Below are 20493 nucleotides of genomic sequence, written 5' to 3'. Positions count from 1 at the left end.
TGAGACCATCAGAAGCCGTCGCGCCCAAAGGACGCGGCGGCTTTTTTGCGCCCGTCATCCGCCGGATAGGGCGTGCGCAGCAGGATCATGAGGCCGGCGACCAGGAAGGCGATGAGGGCCATCATGCCGATGCGGGCCGAGTCGGTGGCAAGCGTGATCGTGGCGACCGATGCCGGGGCCAGGAACGATGTCGCCCGACCGGAGAGGGCGTAGAGGCCGAAATAACGGCCGGCTTCGTCGATGCTGACACTGCGGGCGAGATAGGAACGCGACGAGGCCTGCACCGGGCCGAAGGCGATGCCGACCAGCAGGCCGTAGAGGATGTAAGCCTTCTCGGCCGCTGTGCCGAACAGGCCGCCGGAATCGTCAGTCGACAGCGGCATGAGGCCGAACAGAGTGAATCCCGGACCGGTCGAGACAATGCCAAGCGTCGCGATGATGAGACATACGAGGCTCGCGGTAACGATGACCTTGGAGCCGAGCCTTGCATCGAGCCTGCTCGCATAAAGACACCCGCCGATCGCGACGATGTTCAAGATGATGCCGTAGATTCCGAGTTCGAGGGTCTGCCAGCCGAACATGGCGGCGGCGAAGGTACCGCCGAGCGCCAGCAGCCCGTTGACACCATCCTGGAAGATCATGCGCGCGATCAGGAAACGCATGATTCCCGATCGTTGCCGGAGTTCGCCGAGCGTACCCTTCAGTTCCCGCAGGCCCGTGGCGGTCGCCTTGCGCAGCGACATCGTCGCCTTTGTGGCGTCGGGGGTGAAGAGGAACATCGGAATGATGAAGACGAGGTACCAGAGCGCCGATATTGGACCGGTGATGCGCGCGTCCTCGCCCTTGGCCGGATCGAGGCCGAACAGCGGGTCTATACCAGCAGCAGTCTTGCCGGTTTCCGGATTTGCCGCAAGAAGCGCCACAACGGCGATCAGGACGATCATGCCGCCGAGATAACCGAGCCCCCAGGCGATGTTGGAAATGCGGCCGACATCCTTCTCGTCCACCAGCCGCGTCATCATCGAATCGTTGAAGACGATTGAAAATTCGGCGGCGACGGTCGCCAGCACGATGAAGAACGCGGCGTAAATGATCGGCGAACCGGGGGCAGCAAACCAGAGCATCGCCAGGGATGCGATCTTGATGACGGCGAAAAAGCCGATCCAGGGCTTGCGCGGTCCCGTCGCGTCGGCGATCGAGCCGAGCACGGGGGAAAGAATGGCGATGATGATGCCGGAAACGGTGAGCGTATAGCCCCACATCGCCTGACCGACAGCGTGATCCTCTGTCAGCCGCGAGACGAAGTAGGGGCCGAAGATGAAGGTGGTGATGACCGTGAAGAAGGGTTGCGCTGCCCAGTCGAAGAGCATCCAGCCGGCTATGCCCGCGCGTGACGCGCGCGGTCGTTCGTCTGTCCTGTCGGCCGAAATCTGCAAGTGCCCCTCCCGAAAAAGACTGCGCCGCGCATCCCCTCGAACGCGCGGCGCAGACTATCTTCAATCTGATCGTTTCCAAATGGTCCAGAGCGTAATGCAGGCGAAAAAACTGCCCACATTTCTGCTCCCCGGATGATCAGTCCCTAAGAGGCAGGATTACCTCGCCCTTCCGCGTGCCAGGTCATTCAGAAGGCCCGCAGCGACGGTGATCTTGGCAAGCGTGGTTTCACCCTTCTCGGTCAACAGACGCAGCTGGCCCGTTGCTTGGGCGACGCGCTCGCGCTCGTTCTCCTCCCAGGCGGCGACCGGGCTGCGTTCCTTTTTCTGCTCGCGCAGCGCCGCTGCAGTGATATCGCGCCGCGCGGCGGCGATATCGGATACCGCCCGTGAAAGCGCCATCGCCTCGAACTGCTCGGTTGCCGGCACACGATCGGAGGCGGCCAGCAGCCGGTTGATCCGAAGCGTGTCGGTGACGGCGAAGTATCCTTGCGCGGTACGGCTCAGCGTCTCGCCGGTTTCGGCAGAAATCTGCATGATTTCCGGCACCAGCGTCATCAGGGCCAGTTCCGAGATCTCCTCGGCAAGCTTGGCGGGTACGCCACCCTCGACGAAGGCCGCTGTCTTTGCCTGTGCTTCTTCGGCGCTCTCGCCGGAGACCGCGGTCCGCATCGTGCCGCGCAGCTTCTGAAGGCCGTCTCGCAGACGCGACACCGCTTCGGAAACCGAGCCGGTTGCCGCATGGGTGCGCAGTGCCCGCTCGGTCACGAGCGTGAAGATGCGGCCGACTTCCTGGTAGAGGACGTTCTGCAGCCCGCCGCCGATCTTGGTGTCGAGGGCGTCGATCTCGTCATAGATCCGCGGCAGGTCGAAGCCATCGAGCGCCAGCACGGCCGCCTTGACGACATCCGCCGAGAGGAAACCTGTCGCATCCGTCAAGGTCGATACGAAGGCAGGGCCGCCACGGTTGATGACCTCGTTGGCGAGCACGGTCGCGATGATCTCGCGGCGCAGGCGGTGGCCATGGATGTCGCCGGCATAGGTCTTGCGCATCTTGCCGGGGAAGTAGCGTTCCAGTGTCGCCGTGAAATACGGGTCGTCCGGAAGGTCGCTGGCGATCAGCTCGTCGAACAGAACCAGCTTGGAGTAGGAGAGCAGCACGCCGATTTCCGCACGGGTCAAGGGCTTGCCCGCCTGGTAGCGCTCAGTCATCGCCTGGTCTGTCGGCAGCGTCTCGACCTTGCGGTTGAGATGACCGTCGGCCTCCAGCCGCGTCATCAGTCGGCCGAGCGTCGTGCGGTTGCCGGCACCCTGCATGGCGGTCAAAGAGATCGCCAGCGACTGCTCGTAGTTGTTGCGCAGCACCAGATGGCCGACTTCCTCGGTCATCGACGCCAGCAGCGTGTTGCGCTTCGGCCGGGTCAGGCGACCGTCGCGCATGGCAGACGCCAGCGCGATCTTGATGTTGACCTCGACGTCGGACGAGTTGACGCCCGCCGAGTTGTCGATGGCGTCGGAGTTGCAGCGACCGCCATTGAGGCCGAAGCCGATGCGGCCCTTCTGGGTGACGCCAAGGTTTGCGCCCTCGCCGATGACACGGGCGCGGACCTCTTCGGCTGCCACGCGGATCGCGTCATTGGCGCGGTCGCCGACTTCGGCATCCGTCTCGTTGCTGCCACGCACATAGGTGCCGATGCCGCCGAACCAGAGGAGATCCACCTGGCTCTTCAGGATCGCGTTCATGATCTCGAACGGCGTCGCCTTCTGCTTGTCGATGCCGATCGCCGCCATCGCTTCCGGCGTCAGCGTCACCGACTTTTCGGCACGCGAAATGATCATGCCGCCTTCCGACAGCGTCTTGCGGTCATAATCCTGCCAGCTCGAACGCGGCAGGGCGAACATGCGCTTGCGCTCGGAGAAGGACACGTCCGTATCCGGGTTGGGATCGATGAAGATGTCGCGGTGGTCGAAGGCTGCAAGCAGTCGGATCTTTTCCGACAGCAGCATGCCGTTTCCGAAGACGTCGCCCGACATGTCGCCGACGCCGGCAACCGTGAAGGGGGTCGTCTGGATGTCGATGTCCATCTCGCGGAAGTGGCGCTTGACGGTTTCCCAGGCGCCGCGGGCGGTGATGCCCATCTTCTTGTGGTCGTAACCGGCCGATCCGCCCGAAGCAAACGCGTCGTCCAGCCAGAAGCCGGCTTCCTGCGCCAGACCGTTGGCCGTGTCGGAGAAGGTCGCCGTGCCCTTGTCGGCGGCGACGACGAAATAGGGATCGTCACCGTCGCGGCGCAGCGTGTCCACTGGCGGCACGACATCCTGGCCGACGATGTTGTCGGTGACCGACAGCATGGTCCGGATAAAGGTCTTGTAGGCTTCGGTACCGGCCTTGAACACCTCGTCGCGGTTGCCGCCGACCGGCAGTTGCTTCGGATAGAAGCCACCCTTGGCGCCGACGGGCACGATGACGGCGTTCTTGACCTGCTGTGCCTTCACCAGGCCCAGCACTTCGGTGCGGTAGTCCTGTGCCCGGTCGGACCAGCGAAGACCGCCGCGGGCGACCTTGCCGAAGCGCAGGTGCACGCCTTCGACCTCGGTGCCGTAGACGAAGATTTCGCGGAACGGACGCGGCTCGGGCAGGCCGTCGAGCTGCTTGGGGTCGAGCTTGAGGGCAAGCACCGCACGCGGCTTCCCGTCGGCGTCCTTCTGGAAGTAGTTGGTCCTGAGCGTCGCCTCGATGGCGTTGACATAACGGCGCAGGATCCGGTCCTCGTCGAGGCTCGGGACCGACGATAGCGCGGTTTCGATCGAGGCGATGAGCGTGTTGCACTTCTTGGCCCGTGGCTTCTCTTCGAGCGCCGGGTCCATGCGGGTGACGAACAGCTTGAAGATATCGGCGGCAATACCGGGATACTTGTTCAGCGTGTCGGCGATATACCCTTGAGAATAGGTGATGCCGGCCTGGCGAAGGTATCGGGCATAGGCGCGCAGCACCGTCACTTCACGGGCGTTGAGACCTGAAAGCAGGATCAGCCGGTTGAAGTTGTCGTCCTCGATCGTGCCGTTCCAGGCGGCGAGGAAGGCTTCCTCGAGTGCTGCACCCGACTTGTCGAGATTGAGCGCAAGCCCGTCGCGATGGACGAGTTCCATGTCGTGCAGCACGACGCGGTGCTTGTCCTCGCCATGCTTGCCGACGTTGAGGTCGTAGGTCTGTTCGCTGATGACACGGAAGCCGAGGTTTTCGAGCAGTGGCACGCGGCGCGACAGCGATACGGGCTCGCCGGCATGGAAGATCTTCAGCTCAGCCGTATCCGGTCGGTTGACCGGGCGGTTGTAGTTGTAAAACGAGATCCGGATCGGATCTTCCGCCTTGCAGGCGGCGATGTCAGCGAGGTCCGCATAGGCTTCGGCCGGCGTGAAGAACGACTGGTAGGCGCCGTCGACATCGAGTTCGATGCCATCCTTGCGGGCAAGCAGGTCGAATCGATCGATCCAGCGCGTGACGATGCCGCGCACGGCCTCTTCGAGCTTGGCCTGCGGGATGCGCGGGGTCTTGCCGCTGGTGCGGCCGATGATGAAATGGACGCGCGCCAGGCCACCTTCCGGGAAGGCCGGATAGTAGGCCGAAACGCGACCGTCATAGGCTGTCTTCAGATAGTCGCCGATCTTCTCGCGCACGTCGGAATCATATTGTTCGCGCGGCACGAAGACGATGACCGAAACGAAACGGTCGAAATGGTCGATGCGTGGCAGAACGCGGATGCGCGGACGGTCGCCGAGCTCATTGATCTGTTCGCAGAAGGCGGCCAGCAGCCCGACGTCGATCTGGAAGAGATCGTCACGCGGGTAGGATTCGAGCGTGTTGTCCAGCATCTTGCCGGAGTGGCTCTGCGGATCGTAGCCGAAATGGTCGACGATCTTCTCGATCTTGTGGCGCAGCAGCGGAATTTCGGCCGCCTGGCGGGTATAGGCCGATGAGGTGAACAGGCCGACGATGCGCAGTTCGCCGGCGACATTGCCGTCGGCATCGAAACGCTTGACGCCAATGTAGTCCATATAGGCGCGGCGGTGCACCACCGATTTCACGTTGGCTTTGGTGACGATCAGGAAATCCGGGCTTTCGAGGAAGGCCAGAATTTCCGGCGTCGTCAGAACCGCGTCCTTGCCCTGGCGCAGCACGCGCACATCGGGGTTGGAAAGGATGCCGAGACCCCTGCCCGTGCCACGCTCGACCGAGGCCTTCCCGCCCTTGCCCGAATAGGTGTACTCGCGCATGCCGAGGAAGGTGAAGTTATTGTCCCGGAGCCAGCGGAGGAAGGCGAGCGCTTCGTCGCGGTCGCTCTTCTTGCGCGAGGCATTGTAGTCCTCAAGTTCCTGCATCGCCTGATCGAGCAGCGTCGTCATCGCCGGCCAGTCGTGCACGGCCTGATGAACCTGTTCGAGCACGTCGCGGATACGGTTGCTCAGCGACTGCGCCTCGACCGGCGTCAACTTGTCCAGATGGATCTGGATATGGCTGACGCGGTGCGCCGGGTCGCTCGGTTCGTCCGGATCGAACAACTTGACGGGCTTGCCCGGCTCCTGGACCAGAATGGGATGGATCGCGAGATGGATGTCGCGGTGCGTGCTCGTCACCTCGCCCATGACCGAATCGTAGAGGAACGGCATGTTGTGTTCGGTGACGGCAATGATCGAAACCTCGGTGCCGCCAGGCGCGACGCCGGGCACCGTTTCAACAGAAACCTGAGGTTTTCCGCCGTCCCAGCGCGCGAGTTCGCTCCTCGCATGGGCCGCCGTCAGTGCCAGCATGTCCGCCGAATAGAGATCGAGGTCGTCGTTGCTGGCCCCGCCGAAGAGGATCTCCGGCGCCAGCGCGTCGGTGCCCAGTTTGATGGCGGCCGCCTTCGCTGCGTCGATGTGTCTGTCCCGCTTCGGATTGTATTTCACGCCCATGAAGTTTCTCCCATTCATGATAGGCTAGACCCTATCAGAACCATGGCTAATGGCGACCGCTTTTTATGACGATTTCGGCAAAAACGAGCCCAAAATCGGAGAATCTCACGTGAAAACAGCTTAAATCCATTTAAATCGAAGGCAAATTGGCGAAAATTGCTCGAATTCCGATGAAAAAGCATGAAAACGCCAGCGGCTTGTGCGGAAGCTCTCTGCCATAGCCTGTTGACATGGCGGTGACAGTCGGTGATCAGAGGTCAAATCGAAGGATTGGACTGGCCGATGCCCGAAATGCCCTCCTTGCCCGGTGCCGTGATCGTCATTTCCAGTCACGTGGTGCGTGGTACCGTTGGCAATCGGGCCGTTGTCTTCGCCCTGGAGACGCTCGGCCATCCCGTCTGGGCACTGCCGACGGTTATCCTCCCTTGGCATCCTGGCCATGGCCGTTCGACGCGAATCACCATCCCGGACGCGGAATTCCAGTCTGTCATCGACGATCTCGCTCAGGCGCCCTGGGCCGGCGAGGTTCGCGCGGTGCTTTCGGGTTATCTCGGATCCGTCGGACAGGCAGACGGCGTTGCCCGGCTGGTGACGACGCTTCGCGCCCGCAACCCCGATCTCGTCTATGCCTGCGATCCTGTGATTGGCGATGCCGAAGGGCTCTACGTTCCCGAAGCGACGGCGACGGCGATCCGTGACCGGCTGCTGCCACTTGCAAGCCTGGCCACGCCCAACCGTTTCGAACTGGCCTGGCTTGCAGGTGCAGCGCTCGAGACCAATGCGGCCATCCTCGATGCGGCGCTCGGGCTTGGCCCATCGCGCATGCTGGTCTCGTCGGCGATCCCGATGATGAATGGCGGCACGGGAAACCTCTATCTCTCCGGCAACCATGCGCTTCTTGCAGAACATCGGCTGATCGAGAACCCGCCGAACGGGACGGGCGACTTGTTGACGGCGGTGTTCCTGGCGCGATTGCTGGAGGGGCTTTCGGAGGAGCGGGCGCTGCAGATGGCGACAGCCAGCGTGTTTGAAATCATCGCGCGCACGGTCAAGCGCGGTGCCGATGAACTGACGCTTGAACAGGACGCGTCCAGTCTCTCGACGCCGATGGCCATGGTGCAGATGCGGCGCCTGCTGCATCCGAGCCAGATGCGCCGGAAATAGAAGAAGCTGTTCACGGTTTGCCGTCGAATGGCTTGGTGGATTGAACTCTCGACTACAGCGGGGTAACCGATGGATATGCAGCGTTTTCCGGACCACCTTCTGAACGGCTATCATAATTTCATGAATGGCCGCTTCAGCGAACAGCAGCAGCGTTACAAGACATTGGCCGACAGCGGGCAGAAGCCCAAGACCATGGTCATTGCCTGTTGTGACTCCCGGGCAGCCCCCGAGACGATCTTCGACAGCGGCCCGGGCGAACTCTTCGTCGTGCGTAACGTCGCCAATCTGATGCCACCCTACGAGCCCGACGGCCATTATCACTCGACCTCGGCGGCGCTTGAGTTTGCCGTGCAGTCGCTGCGCGTCACCGACATCGTCGTCATGGGCCATGGACGCTGTGGCGGCATCAAGGCGGCGCTCGATCTCGACGCCGAGCCTTTGTCGCCGGGCGATTTCATTGGCCGCTGGATGCACCTCTTGAAGCCCTCGGCCGAGCAGATCCAGAGCAACGAAGTGATGACCCAGGCCGAGCGGCAGCGGGCGCTGGAGCGCGTCTCCATCCGCAACTCGATCGCCAATCTGCGCACCTTTCCCTGCGTCCAGATCCTCGAAGCCAAGGGCAAGCTCAACCTGCACGGCGCCTGGTTCGACATTTCGACCGGCGAGCTCTGGGTGATGGACCCGAAGACCGGCGATTTTGCCCGCCCGGGCATGTGATCAAAGTGAAAAAAGAAGCCCGGTCCTTTCGAACCGGGCTCCCCAATCTGCAAATCTCGTAATGCTCGCGGTCAGTCGCCGTCGATTTCGGCGCCGATGATGGCGATGGCCTGCTGGTAGACGCTGGCCGCATTCCAGCCCTGGATCGCGGCGAAATTCGCCTGTCCCTGCTGGTATCCGGCGCCCGGCTGCCAGCCGTGACCACGCAGGAAGTTTGCGGTCGACGCCAGCGCGTCGGCCTTCGAGCGAACCATGTCCACATGACCGTTGCCGTCGCCGTCGACGCCGTACTTCAAGACGTTTGCCGGAAGGAACTGGGTCTGTCCGATTTCGCCATGGGCCGCACCCCGGGCATCGGGGCTGAGGTCCCCGCGCTGGACGAGCTGGAGCGCCGCGTAGAGCTGGTTGGTAAAGTAGTCGGAACGGCGGCAGTCATAGGCGAGCGTCGAAACGGCAGAGAGCGTGTGCTCCTTGCCCATGAAGCCGCCGAAGCCGGTTTCCATGCCCCAGATGGCAATCAGCGGGCCCGCCGGCACGCCATAGCGCTGCTCGATGCTGTTGAAGAGCGCCGCATTCTGGGCCTTCATCTTCTTGCCGCGCGAAATGATCGTCTGGCCGCCACGCTTCTGCATGAACTGGCTGAGCGAGAGCTTGAAGCTCTTCTGGCCACGGTCGGCGCGGATCGTCGCCTTGTTATACGAGACGTTCGAGAGCGCCTTGTTCAGAACCGCAGGGCTGATGCCGTTGCCGGCGGCTTCCTGCTTGAACTGCGTCATCCAGGCGGCAAAGCCGCTACCATCGTTGCCGCACTGTGCCGCGGAAGCGGTCGCTGGAAGCACCGCCGTTGAAATCAGGGCCGCAAGCCCAATCGCTACGCACTTTGCCGTGTGCATGAAAAACCCCGTGATTGCCCGAATCTGGTTGCCGTTACAAAGATGCCAGCCTTCGCCGGCTCTGTCACCCGCCCCTCAATGGCGGAAAATACCTAACGGTTTCACGTGAATCCGATCAAATCTTCACACGGATACGTGAAACAGCAAACCCCGCAGGCCGATAACGGGCCAAGCGGGGTTCTTATTTGTGTCTTACCGTCTGTTTGTTCAGGCGGCCTGCTTCTTGGCGCGGATCAGGCCGCGGTTGATGAGCAGCTCGGCGATCTGGATCGCGTTGAGTGCTGCACCCTTGCGCAGGTTGTCGGAAACGACCCAGATGTTGAGGCCGTTCTCGACGGTCGCGTCTTCGCGGATGCGCGAGATGTAGGTGGCATCTTCGCCGGCGCACTCGTAAGGCGTGACGTAGCCGCCGTTTTCGTGCTTGTCGACAACAAGGCAACCCGGCGCTTCGCGCAGGATATCGCGCGCTTCGTCAGCAGTGATCTCGTTTTCGAACTCGATGTTGACCGATTCCGAATGGCCGATGAAGACAGGAACGCGCACGGCCGTGCAGGTGACCTTGATCTTCGGATCGAGCATCTTCTTGGTCTCGGCCAGAACCTTCCACTCTTCCTTGGTGTAGCCGTCTTCCATGAAGACGTCGATGTGCGGAATGACGTTGAAGGCGATGCGCTTGGTGAACTTCTTCGATTCGATCGGGTCGGCGACGAAGACCGCACGGGTCTGGTTGAAGAGTTCGTCCATGCCGTCCTTGCCGGCGCCGGAAACCGACTGGTAGGTCGAGACGACGACGCGCTTGATCTTGGCGTAGTCGTGCAGCGGCTTCAGCGCGACGACGAGCTGGGCGGTCGAGCAATTCGGGTTGGCAATGATGTTCTTCTTGGTGAAGAGCGAAATCGCGTCCGGGTTCACTTCTGGCACGATCAGCGGCACTTCAGAATCGTAGCGCCAGGCCGAGGAGTTGTCGATGACGACGCAACCCTGCTGGCCGATCTTCGGCGAATACTTCAGCGAAACCGCGCCGCCGGCCGACATCAGGCAGATATCGGTGTCGGAGAAGTCGTAGTTTTCGAGGTTCTTGACCTTGAGCGTCTTGTCGCCGAAGGAAACTTCCGTGCCCTGGGAACGGGCGGAAGCAAGGGCGACCACCTCATCGGCGGGAAAGCCGCGTTCCGAAAGGATGTTCAGCATCTCCCGGCCGACATTGCCGGTAGCGCCTGCGACTGCAATCTTGAAACCCATGATCTAAGCTCTCTTTTCTGTCTCTCCTCGTCGGGTGGAGGGGGAAACCGCGCGATCCGCCGCGAGGGTTCCTGTCCCCGGCCAAACCGGGGAGAGAGCGGAGGGCCAGAGACGTCAGACGGTTTTCGTCGTCGTTTTGGCCGTTGTTTTGAAGGAAGCTGGGAAACGCATATCCTGCCCGGCGATTTCTGCCAGGATGCTGCTGTCAGCGAAGTTATGTTCGCGGCGAAGCATGGAATGCCTTCCTTTCCGAGGCTCCTAATAATTGTTTCTATCGGCGAGTCAAGCGTACGATGCTTGGGCACCCGCAAACGTGATCGTTATGTCACGTCGCTGTCATCGCCGGGCGTTAGGACCGCGGCATCCGACACCTCAAAGGGACGATCGCCATGCGCACGCTTCTTGTCACCCTCTTCGCCACAACGGTTCTGGCCCATGCGGCCCAGGCCGCAGACGTCTATCCGATTGATCGTGCGACGATTCTCGCCGGCTCGCCGTTCGATTTCAAGGTCGAGCTCAAGGGTGCCGTCAAGGCGGAAGACATCAAGGTGACCGTTAACGGCCAGGATTACAAGGCAGCGCTCGGCGCTGAGGCCGCCTATGTCGCGATGGAAAAGGGCAAGGAAGACAAGGAACTCGGTTCGGCTCTGCTCTTGCGCAATGCCGTCATCGGCGCGCCGGGCAGCTACAAGGTCGAGGTAACGGCCGGCGAACAGACGAAGACCGTGACCTGGGACGTCTTTGCCACCGCTGAACAGCCGAAGGCCAAGAACATCATCTTCCTGCTTGGCGACGGCCTTTCGGTCGCCCATCGTACCGCCGCCCGCATCATGTCGAAGGGTATGACCGAGGGGAAGGCCAATGGCCGCCTCAACATGGACGATCTTGAGCGCATGGCCTTCATCGGCACGTCGGCCACCAACTCGATCGACACCGATAGCGCCAACACCATGTCGGCCTACATGACCGGCCACAAGACCGTGATCAACGCCGTCGGCGTCTATGGCGACCGCACGCCCGACAGCCTGGACGATCCGCGGGTCGAAACGATCGCCGAGGCGCTGCGTCGCCAGACGCAAAAGTCGATCGGCCTCGTCACCACCTCGGAAATCGAGGATGCGACGCCGGCCGCCGTCGTCTCCCACACCCGCAATCGCAACGACAAGGCCGAAATCGTCGGCATGATCTACGACGCCAAGCCGGAAGTCATCCTCGGCGGTGGCTCGGCCTATTTCCTTGGTAAGGAAACGCCAGGTTCCAAGCGCAAGGACAACCAGGACTACATCAAGCTGTTCCAGGACGCTGGTTACGCGCTTGCCACCGACAAGACCGAACTTGCCAATGCGCCCGCCGACGGCAAGCTTCTCGGCCTGTTCCACACCGGCAACATGGACGTGACGCTCGACCGCGAGTTCCTGAAAAAGGGCACGGCCGAAAAATTCCCGGGCCAACCGGGCCTCGTCGAGATGACGAAGACGGCGCTCGACCGGCTGTCGAAGAACGAAAACGGCTTCTTCCTGATGGTCGAGGGCGCCTCGATCGACAAGATGAGCCATCCGCTCGACATGGAGCGCGCCGTCGTCGAGACCATCGAGTTCGACCAGGCGATCGGCGTTGCCCGCGAATTTGCCAAGAACAACCCGGATACGCTCATCGTCGTGACCGGCGACCATACCCACGGCGTCTCGCTGCTCGGCATTATTGACGACACCGTCGAGGGCAAGGAAGGTCGCGACAAGGTCAAGACGGGTTCTTCGGCCGGCTTCCCGAACTACACCGACGAAAACAAGGACGGCTTCCCCGACAAGATCGATGCCAGCCGGCGCCTGGCCATGTTCGTCTCCAACTTCCCCGACTACTACGAAACCTTCAGCCCCAAGCTGGACGGCCCGTTCGAGCCGGCGGTGAAGAACGACAAGGACGAGTATGTCGCCAACGAAGCCTACAAGGACATGCCCGGCGCCGTCTTGCGTGTCGGCATCCTGCCGAAGGACGAAAGCACCGGCCAGCACACGGTCGATGACGTGGTTCTACAGTCGGAAGGCCCTGGTAGTGAGGGCTTCAGGGGTTACATGGAGCAGAGCGACGTCTATCGCGTTCTCGTCGACGCACTTGCGCTAGGCGTGAAGCAGACCAACTGATCGGTCAACGACCTACCTTCCCCCCGGCAACGGGGAGAAGGTTTTGTGCTGACGCTTTGTTCCGGCCCCATGTTCATGCGTTGCCGCGACATCAAATGGCGATAAGACGATGCCCCTCGCGAACCCCATTTCCTTGAGCCGTCGCACTATGCTTGGCCTGATCGCCGGCGCGGCCGTTGCTAGCGACGGGCGCGTTGCCCGGGCGGATGCCAGCCTCACCTTCGACGAGCTCTATGGCAAGGTCAGCGTGCTTGGTCTCGAATTCTCGCAGAAGGTCAAAAGCCTTGCCGGCCAGGAGGTGCGCATGCGCGGCTTCATGGCACCGCCGCTCAAAGCCGAGGCGGCGTTCTTCGTGCTGACGGAAATTCCGATGGCGCTTTGCCCGTTTTGTTCGTCGGATTCCGACTGGCCCGACAACATCGTCGTCGTCTACCTCGGCGAGAAGCAGACGTTCGTGCCGCCCGGCCAGACGATCGAGGTGCGCGGGACACTGGAGGTCGGCTCCTGGACCGACCCGGAGACCGGCTTCGTCAGCCTGCTGCGCCTGCGCTCCTCCGAATTCTATACGGTCTAGCCGTATGCTTGGTCTTCAGCTTCAAGGGATCGATATGCGCTTTCCCGGGCTGGCCGCGCCGGCCCTTGCGATCGATAGCTTGAGCATTCCAGCCGACAGCCGCGTGGCGCTCACCGGTGCGTCCGGATCAGGCAAGAGTACGCTGATCAGCATCCTGACCGGCCTGGAGCGGGTCGGACAGGGTCGCATCCTCTGGGGCGACGTCGATATCTGCACGCTTTCCGAAGGCGGCCGTGATCGCTGGCGCGGTGCCAATATCGGCCTCGTCCTGCAGAATTTTCATCTTTTTCCGGGTTTGAGCGCGTTCGAGAACGTTCTGCTGCCTGCACGGCTTTCCGGCGCGATGGCCCGTGATATCCGTGCCCGTGCGCAGGATCTGCTGCTGCGCGTCGGGCTCGCCCGGCCGACACAGATGATCGAGACCATGTCGCGCGGCGAGATGCAGCGGGTGGCGATTGCCCGGGCTCTTCTGCGCCGGCCCGGTGTGGTCATAGCCGACGAGCCGACTGCCAGTCTCGACAGCGATGCCGGCGATGCCGTTGGCGACCTGCTGATCGAGCTTTCCCGTGAAAGCGGCTGCACGCTTGTTGTCGCGACGCACGACCCGGCCCTTACCCGACGTCTGGACCGCCGCATCCGGCTTGTCGCCGGCCGCATCGTCGAAGACGGCGTGATCGGGGAGCGTGCGGCATGATCGGCTTTATCCTTGCGGATCTGCGGCGTCTGTGGGCAGGTTCGCTCGTCGTCGTCCTGTTGGTGGCGCTGGCAACGGCGCTCGGTGTTGCCGTCACCTTGCAGGAGCGGGCGCTTCGGCTCGGCAGCGCCCGTGCTGCCGACAAGTTTGACCTTGTGATTGGTGCCCCCGGCAGCGAGACGCAGCTCGTGCTGTCGTCGATCTTCCTGCAGCCCTCGCCACTGCCTCTGATGGATGGCACGGTCCTGCCGCGCCTTCTCGCCGACCCGCGCGTTGCCTCCGCAGCGCCGGTCGGGTTCGGCGACAGTTTTGGCGGCTATGCGGTGGTCGGCACTTCCTCCGGGCTGGTGCGCGACCTCGAAGCGCTTGCCGAAGGACGTGTCTTCGCCGTCGCCGGCGAGGCTGTTGTCGGCGCTGCCGTCGATCTGCCGATCGACTATGCGGTCAAGCCGACCCATGGGCTGGCCGAGCTTGGCGGCCATGCCCACACCGAGCTTTCCTACCGCATCGTCGGGCGCCTCAAGCCCACGGGAACCGCCTGGGACCGCGCCATACTCGTGCCGATGCAGGCCGTCTGGGCGCTTCATGGAATGGAAGCCGAACACGACGAGGCTGACGCACATCACGACCACACCCATGACGAACACGCGTCCGGTGGCGAAGCGGCTCATCAGCCTATAGAGGCGGACGCGGCGCTCGATGAGGACTGGAGCAAGGTCACGCCCGGCCTGCCGGCGATCCTCGTCAAACCCAAATCGATCGCCGACGCCTACAAGCTTCGCCAGGATTATCGCGACAACGCGACGCTGGCGGTCTTTCCGGGCGAAGTGCTGACCAATCTCTATGCCACGCTCGGCGACGCTAAGAAGGTGCTCGTCGGGGTGACGACGGGCGCCCAGGTTCTGGTTGCCGCCGCGATCCTGCTCGTGACAGTCCTGCATGTCGGCCAGCGCCGGCGGCAGATCGGGGCGCTGCGCGCTTTCGGCGCGCCGCGCCGGGCGGTGTTCGTCATCGTCTGGAGCGAGTTGTTTGCGCTGACAGCATCCGGCGTGCTTCTCGGTTTTTCGCTCGGCTTCGGTGCCGCGAAATTCATAGCCGGATATCTTTCTGCCGAAAGCGGCGTTGCCATGCCCGTCATGTTCGCGGCCGGCGATGGATTTCTTGTCTCGGTCATTCTCGCTTTCGCAGCCGTCCTCGCGGTGCTGCCGGCGATGCTCGCCTACCGGCAACCGCCCGCGGCAGCGCTGCGCTCCTGAAAACCCGGGATTTCTTAGACGAAAGTCATAAGCCCAAAGCATCCCTGCCTGCGGCCCTTCTTTTCTGACATCCTGTGATCAGGCGCACCACGTTCGGACGTTCTTGGGAGGAATGTTCGAGCCAGCCAATGGGCGCTCCAATGGGCTGTTTTGGAGTGGAGGATAAACAAAATGGCAAATGTCGCGACTGCGGACGACGCAAAGACGCGTCCGATGACCGGCGAGGAGAAGAAGGTCATCTTCGCCTCGTCGCTTGGTACCGTGTTCGAATGGTACGATTTCTATCTCTACGGTTCGCTTGCCGTTTACATCGGCGCGACCTTCTTCAGTTCCTATCCGGAAACGACGCGAAACATCTTCGCGCTTCTGGCGTTTGCCGCGGGCTTCCTGGTTCGCCCGTTCGGCGCTCTGGTCTTCGGTCGCCTCGGTGACCTCGTCGGCCGCAAATACACCTTCCTCGTGACGATCCTGATCATGGGTCTGTCGACCTTCCTGGTCGGCATCCTGCCCGGCGCTGCCCAGATCGGCATCGCTGCACCGATCCTGCTCATCGTCCTGCGCATGCTGCAGGGCCTGGCGCTCGGCGGTGAGTATGGCGGTGCTGCCACCTACGTGGCCGAGCACGCGCCGCACGGGCGTCGCGGCTACTTCACCTCCTGGATCCAGACCACGGCGACGCTCGGTCTGTTCCTGTCGCTGGTGGTGATCCTGCTCGTGCAGTTCGCTCTCGGCAAGGAAGCCTTTGCCGCCTGGGGCTGGCGCATTCCGTTCCTGCTGTCGTGCGTGCTTCTCGGCATTTCCGTCTGGATCCGCCTGAAGATGAACGAATCCCCGGCCTTCAAGAAGATGAAGGAAGAGGGCAAGGGTTCAAAGGCTCCGCTGAAGGAAGCCTTCGGCCAGTGGAAGAACGCCAAGATCGCGCTTCTGGCTCTGTTCGGCGCCGTGGTCGGCCAGGCGGTTGTCTGGTACTCCGGCCAGTTCTACGCCCTGTTCTTCCTGACGGGCGTGCTCAAGGTGGACGGTCAATCGGCCAACATCATGGTCGCTATTTCGCTGCTGCTCGGTACCGGCTTCTTCGTGTTCTTCGGCTGGCTCTCCGACAAAATCGGCCGTAAGCCGATCATCATGGCCGGCCTGCTGCTTGCCATGCTGACTTACTTCCCGCTGTTCAAGGCGCTGACCTGGGCCGGCAACCCGGCACTCGCAGAGGCCCAGGCAACGGTACGGGCGACCGTGACCGCCGCGCCTGGCGACTGCAAGTTCCAGTTCAACCCGACCGGCACGGCGAAGTTCACGACCTCGTGCGACATCGCAACCGCGTTCCTCACCAAGAACTCCGTGCCCTATGACGTGGTCACGACGGCAGCTGCCGGTACGCCGGCAACGGTCAAGATAGGCGAAACGACGATCAACAGCTACGACGCCGTTGCCGCAGGCGATGGTGCCAAGGCTGCCAACGGCGCCTTCGAAAAGCAGACCAACATGGCGCTTCACGATGCCGGCTACCCGCTGGTTCGTGGTGCGGCAAAGGTTCCGGAATCCAAGCTGGACGGCTTCGTTGCCGCCAACCCGGAACTGGCTCTCGATGCTGCTGCCGTTCGCGGTGGCGAAAAGACCGTGGTTCCGGCCGACAAGCTCGTCACCGACAAGCTGCTGACGAAGGACGAAGTCGGCACCGCTACCGAGATGGCCGTCTACACGATTGCCGGCGGCGGTACCTTTGCGATGGTGGCAGATCCCGCCAACGTCAACTGGACGAAGATCGTCGCGGTCCTGACCGTTCTCGTCATCTACGTGACGATGGTCTCTGGCCCGATCGCCGCCCTGCTCGTCGAGATGTTCCCGACCCGCATCCGCTACACCGGCATGTCCCTGCCCTACCATATCGGCAACGGCTGGTTCGGCGGTCTGCTGCCGGCGACGGCCTTCGCGATGAGCGCGGCCCAGGGCGATATCTACTACGGTCTCTGGTACCCGATCATCTTTGCGGGCATCACCTTTGTTATCGGCATGCTGTTCCTGCCGGAAACCAAGGATCGCGACATTCACGCGATGGACTGAAGCATTTCCAGAAAAAGGGCGAAGCGGTTCTTCGCCAGGAAATGCGTGACAAGCAAGAGACGGAGCGTTTCTGAGACTCAGGTCTGAGCCGGAAACGCTCCGAAGACTTCCCCGAGAGGCATCACGGCTCTCCTGACTCCGGCGCGGTCTTCCGCGCCGGCTTTTTTTATGAGCGGGAGCCCGAGCGTTTGGGGATGGGCCAGCCGCCCTCGTCGGCGTGGAAAAGCCAGCCGCGTTTGGCAAAGAGAAACGCCACCATCAGCGACGTCCAGAGGCCGAGCAACAGCCCGGCGGCAACGTCGCTCGGGTAGTGGGCGCCGACGACGACGCGTGAAACGCCAATCACCAGCGCCAAGGCGAAAAAGAACGGCCGAAGTCTCGGCAGCAGCATGGCAAAGACGCCAAAAAAGGCGCCGGCTGCCGTCGAATGGCCCGATGGAAAGCTCTCGAACAGATTGTCGCCGGTAAAAGGCGTCAGGCTATAGGCGCCGAGATCGACCAGAAGCTCCGGCCTTGCCCGCCCGATCAGGAACTTCAGCGCATGCACCAGCACGCTGGCGGTGCCGATCGTCAGGAAGAAATAGGCGGCAAGGTTGCGTACGGTGCGGGCCCTGCGTTGAAGCGGTGCCTTGCGAACCGCACGCCGCAGAATGAAGGCGACTGCAAGCACCAGGCCGGAGAGGTAGATCATCCAGCCGAACGTGCCGAAGTCGGTTATCAGGCGGTTGAAGGCGACGACGCTCTCAGGCAGGGCCTGCGCCCGCGTCGAGAGAAACGGATCGAGCGGGATGAAGGCAAGCACGAGGATCAGCGTCGTCACGAGGATCCATCCGGTTGATGCGAGCGGTCGATTCATGATTGCCTTTCCAAACGGTCTGCATGCGCAAATGCGCAGCGATGTGGCGCGGTCCTTCTTCCCACCCATGGCTCGCGGCGGATTTGCCTGCATGTGTCGGTTCGGCCGCCAAATTCAAGGTCACCGAACGCAAAACACCTCCGGATCGCTCCGGAGGTGCCTAAAAAAATGCGCCGCCCGCCGGGCGCGCGCTCTTCGCAGGTCAGGCCGACAGTGCCTTGAACTCCGTAAGGATGGCTTCGCCCATCTCGACCGTTCCGACCTGGCGTGCGCCTTCGGCCATGATGTCGCCGGTGCGGATGCCCTTGTCGAGCACGGTGGCGATCGCCTTTTCCAGGTTGTCGGCTTCCTTCGTAAGGTTGAAGGAATAGCGCAGGCACATGGCAAAGGACGCGATCATGGCGATCGGGTTGGCGATGCCCTTGCCGGCAATGTCGGGCGCCGAGCCGTGTACCGGCTCATAAAGCGCCTTGCGCTTGCCGGTCACCGCATCCGGTGCACCGAGCGAGGCCGAAGGCAGCATGCCGAGCGAACCGGTCAGCATCGCCGCCACGTCCGAGAGCATGTCGCCGAACAGGTTGTCGGTGACGATGACGTCGAACTGCTTGGGCTGGCGCACCAGCTGCATGCCGCCGGCATCCGCCAGCATGTGCTCGAGCTGAACGTCGGAATACTTCGCCTTATGCGTCTCGGTCACCACCTGGTTCCACAACACGCCCGACTTCATGACGTTGCGCTTTTCCATCGAGCAGACGCGGTTGTTGCGGGTGCGCGCCAGTTCGAAGGCAACACCGGCGATGCGCTCGATCTCGTAGGTATCGTAGACCTGGGTGTCGATGCCACGCTTCTGGCCGTTGCCAAGATCGATGATTTCTTTCGGCTCGCCGAAATACACGCCGCCGGTCAGTTCGCGCACGATCAGGATGTCGAGGCCCTCGACCAGTTCCGGCTTCAGCGACGATGCGGCGGAAAGAGCGGGGTAGCAGATGGCCGGACGCAGGTTTGCAAAGAGCTGCAGGTCCTTGCGCAGGCGCAGAAGGCCGGCTTCCGGACGGACTTCGTAGGGGACGGCATCCCACTTCGGACCGCCGACGGCGCCGAACAGCACGGCGTCGGCGGCAAGCGCCTTTGCCATGTCCCCTTCCGAAATCGCCTGGCCATGGGCATCATAGGCCGAGCCGCCCACAAGGCCTTCGTCCGTGACGAAGCCGGCGCCGAGCTCGGCGTTCATATAGGCAATGATTTTGCGGACTTCCGCCATGGCTTCCGGGCCGATGCCGTCGCCGGGCAGAAGGAAGAGATTGCGCACTGTCATGGAAAGTCCTTCTCGCGGGGAAAACTCGCGCGCGTCTTAGCGCAACTTCGTATCGAGGGAAATGATCGCAACGAAAGAATTGTGCGTCACCGTCCCGGTCCGATGCCCGTTCCCGGAGAAACAGCGCGCAACCCGAAAGGATGGAATTCTCACATCCGCGGCCTGAAGCCGCCAACACTCGAACACCCGGAAGGACCCGGACCATGCGCACTTTCACTCATGAGATCACCGCGCTTCTCGGCGCCAGCATCAATGCCCTCATCTTCGGCAATCGCCGGAACGATGCGCTCCATCGCTAACGTTGTTTCTTCGCGCGACCACTCTGCGGCCGAAGCGCATTTTCGTTTCGACATTCGCCAACGCCTTGCCTTTCCGCTTGACGGAATCGCTGGCGGGGGATCGAATGGCCGGTGAAACAACCGGGGACTTGCCATGTCCGAGACGCTGCTGATCGGTGCCTTTCTCGCCGCCCTTTCCTATACGCTCATTCCCGGGCCAGCCTTTCTCGCCTTGCTCGGCATCGGCGCCGGCCAGGGCCGCAAGGCAGGCGCGCTGTTCATGGGGGGGCATCTCGCCGGCGATATCCTCTGGTCGGCGCTGGCGCTGGTTGCGATCATCGGCGCCCGTTCCGTCGGCACGACCGTCTTCGATATTCTCGGTCTCTTCTGCGGCCTTTATCTCGGCTGGATCGGCTGGACCGCCCTGCGTGCCCGGCCGAAAGGCGACAACAGGGCGCTGGTCACGGTGGAGAAGCCGCTGCGGCGCGGGCTGATCTTCGGCCTCACCAATCCCAAGGGCTATCCGGTGGCGCTCGCCACCTTCACTGCCTTGCTCGCCGGCTCCGCCAACGCACTGGAGTTCGACGCGCTGCCGATGCTGCTCGGCGTCTCGCTCATCGGCTTTCTTGTCGCCGACCTGATCCTGATCGTCATCATCGGCGCTTCGGTGGTGCGGCGCTTCTATCGGCGCCATGAGCTGGCGATCGTCCGGCTATCGGGCCTGCTGTTCATCGGTTTTGCCGTCCAGGCCGTGTGGCATGCCGCCCCCGGTCTTCTCGGTTTGCGCAAGCCTTGACGCCCAAACCTTGACGGCAGGGACGTCCGCGACCACCTCAAGCTCTTCCGCCCGAGATGCCCTGCGGCTTCCGGGCGCTTCCCTCCCCGGCCTTGGGCCGGCATCCGCATGCGAAAGGAT

The 20493-nt window shown here is 62.6% G+C and carries 14 protein-coding genes; 8 read left to right on the top strand and 6 right to left on the bottom strand.

Annotated features, from left to right (window positions below):
- Positions 1–8: 8 nt before the first annotated feature.
- On the bottom strand, positions 9–1436 hold the full coding sequence (locus tag LPJGGPFB_RS01630; protein WP_173418440.1) for an MFS transporter: 1428 nt from the start codon (positions 1434–1436) through the stop codon (positions 9–11).
- 156 nt (positions 1437–1592) lie between these two features.
- Positions 1593–6386, bottom strand: a complete 4794-nt coding sequence (locus LPJGGPFB_RS01625) for an NAD-glutamate dehydrogenase (RefSeq protein ID WP_173418439.1) — start codon at positions 6384–6386, stop codon at positions 1593–1595.
- 282 nt (positions 6387–6668) lie between these two features.
- Between LPJGGPFB_RS01625 and pdxY the strand changes: the two genes are divergently transcribed.
- Both pdxY and LPJGGPFB_RS01615 read left to right on the top strand, forming a co-directional pair.
- Positions 6669–7550, top strand: coding sequence for a pyridoxal kinase PdxY (gene pdxY, locus LPJGGPFB_RS01620; RefSeq protein ID WP_173418438.1), 882 nt, complete (start codon positions 6669–6671; stop codon positions 7548–7550).
- 69 nt (positions 7551–7619) lie between these two features.
- Entirely contained in the window at positions 7620–8267 is a 648-nt protein-coding gene (locus LPJGGPFB_RS01615) for a carbonic anhydrase (protein ID WP_173418437.1), read from the top strand.
- Between the two features lie 71 nt (positions 8268–8338).
- On the opposite strand, the gene LPJGGPFB_RS01610 is transcribed toward LPJGGPFB_RS01615, so the two are convergent.
- Positions 8339–9160, bottom strand: a complete 822-nt coding sequence (locus LPJGGPFB_RS01610; protein ID WP_173418436.1) for a lytic murein transglycosylase — start codon at positions 9158–9160, stop codon at positions 8339–8341.
- A 207-nt stretch (positions 9161–9367) separates the two neighbouring features.
- A complete protein-coding gene (locus LPJGGPFB_RS01605; RefSeq protein ID WP_173418435.1) occupies positions 9368–10402 on the bottom strand; it encodes an aspartate-semialdehyde dehydrogenase in 1035 nt (344 codons plus the stop codon).
- Positions 10403–10791: 389 nt separating this feature from the next.
- Here LPJGGPFB_RS01605 and LPJGGPFB_RS01600 point away from each other — a divergent pair, with 389 nt between their 5' ends.
- The 5 genes from LPJGGPFB_RS01600 (at position 10792) to LPJGGPFB_RS01580 (ending at position 17128) form a co-directional block, all read left to right on the top strand.
- Positions 10792–12543: an alkaline phosphatase gene (locus tag LPJGGPFB_RS01600; protein WP_173418434.1), complete on the top strand. Its 1752-nt coding sequence runs from the start codon at positions 10792–10794 to the stop codon at positions 12541–12543.
- Between the two features lie 109 nt (positions 12544–12652).
- Positions 12653–13117 carry a hypothetical protein gene (locus LPJGGPFB_RS01595; protein WP_173418433.1) on the top strand — a complete coding sequence of 155 codons (465 nt, stop codon included), beginning with the start codon at positions 12653–12655 and terminating at the stop codon, positions 13115–13117.
- 4 nt (positions 13118–13121) lie between these two features.
- The gene (locus LPJGGPFB_RS01590) at positions 13122–13811 is read left to right on the top strand and encodes an ABC transporter ATP-binding protein (RefSeq protein ID WP_173418432.1); all 690 of its coding nucleotides are present in this window, start codon (positions 13122–13124) and stop codon (positions 13809–13811) included.
- Positions 13808–15067, top strand: coding sequence for an ABC transporter permease (locus LPJGGPFB_RS01585; RefSeq protein WP_173418431.1), 1260 nt, complete (start codon positions 13808–13810; stop codon positions 15065–15067). Before LPJGGPFB_RS01590 ends, LPJGGPFB_RS01585 begins: the two co-directional genes overlap by 4 nt.
- Positions 15068–15238: 171 nt before the next feature.
- Positions 15239–17128 carry an MFS transporter gene (locus LPJGGPFB_RS01580; protein WP_173418430.1) on the top strand — a complete coding sequence of 630 codons (1890 nt, stop codon included), beginning with the start codon at positions 15239–15241 and terminating at the stop codon, positions 17126–17128.
- A 166-nt stretch (positions 17129–17294) separates the two neighbouring features.
- On the opposite strand, the gene LPJGGPFB_RS01575 is transcribed toward LPJGGPFB_RS01580, so the two are convergent.
- Together LPJGGPFB_RS01575 and leuB are read right to left on the bottom strand one after the other, a co-directional pair.
- Entirely contained in the window at positions 17295–17984 is a 690-nt protein-coding gene (locus LPJGGPFB_RS01575; protein WP_173418429.1) for a phosphatase PAP2 family protein, read from the bottom strand.
- 202 nt (positions 17985–18186) lie between these two features.
- Positions 18187–19299, bottom strand: a complete 1113-nt coding sequence (leuB, locus tag LPJGGPFB_RS01570) for a 3-isopropylmalate dehydrogenase (RefSeq protein WP_173418428.1) — start codon at positions 19297–19299, stop codon at positions 18187–18189.
- Between the two features lie 432 nt (positions 19300–19731).
- Here leuB and LPJGGPFB_RS01565 point away from each other — a divergent pair, with 432 nt between their 5' ends.
- Positions 19732–20373 (top strand): LysE family translocator, encoded by a 642-nt coding sequence (locus tag LPJGGPFB_RS01565; RefSeq protein WP_173418427.1) that lies wholly within the window; start codon positions 19732–19734, stop codon positions 20371–20373.
- Positions 20374–20493: the final 120 nt, after the last annotated feature.

The sequence above is a fragment of the Ensifer adhaerens genome (genome assembly GCF_013283195.1).
Classification (GTDB): Bacteria; Pseudomonadota; Alphaproteobacteria; order Rhizobiales; family Rhizobiaceae; genus Ensifer; species Ensifer adhaerens_G.
The sequence above is the reverse complement of the archived record's forward strand: the minus strand, read 5'-3'. Positions and strand labels throughout refer to the sequence as shown.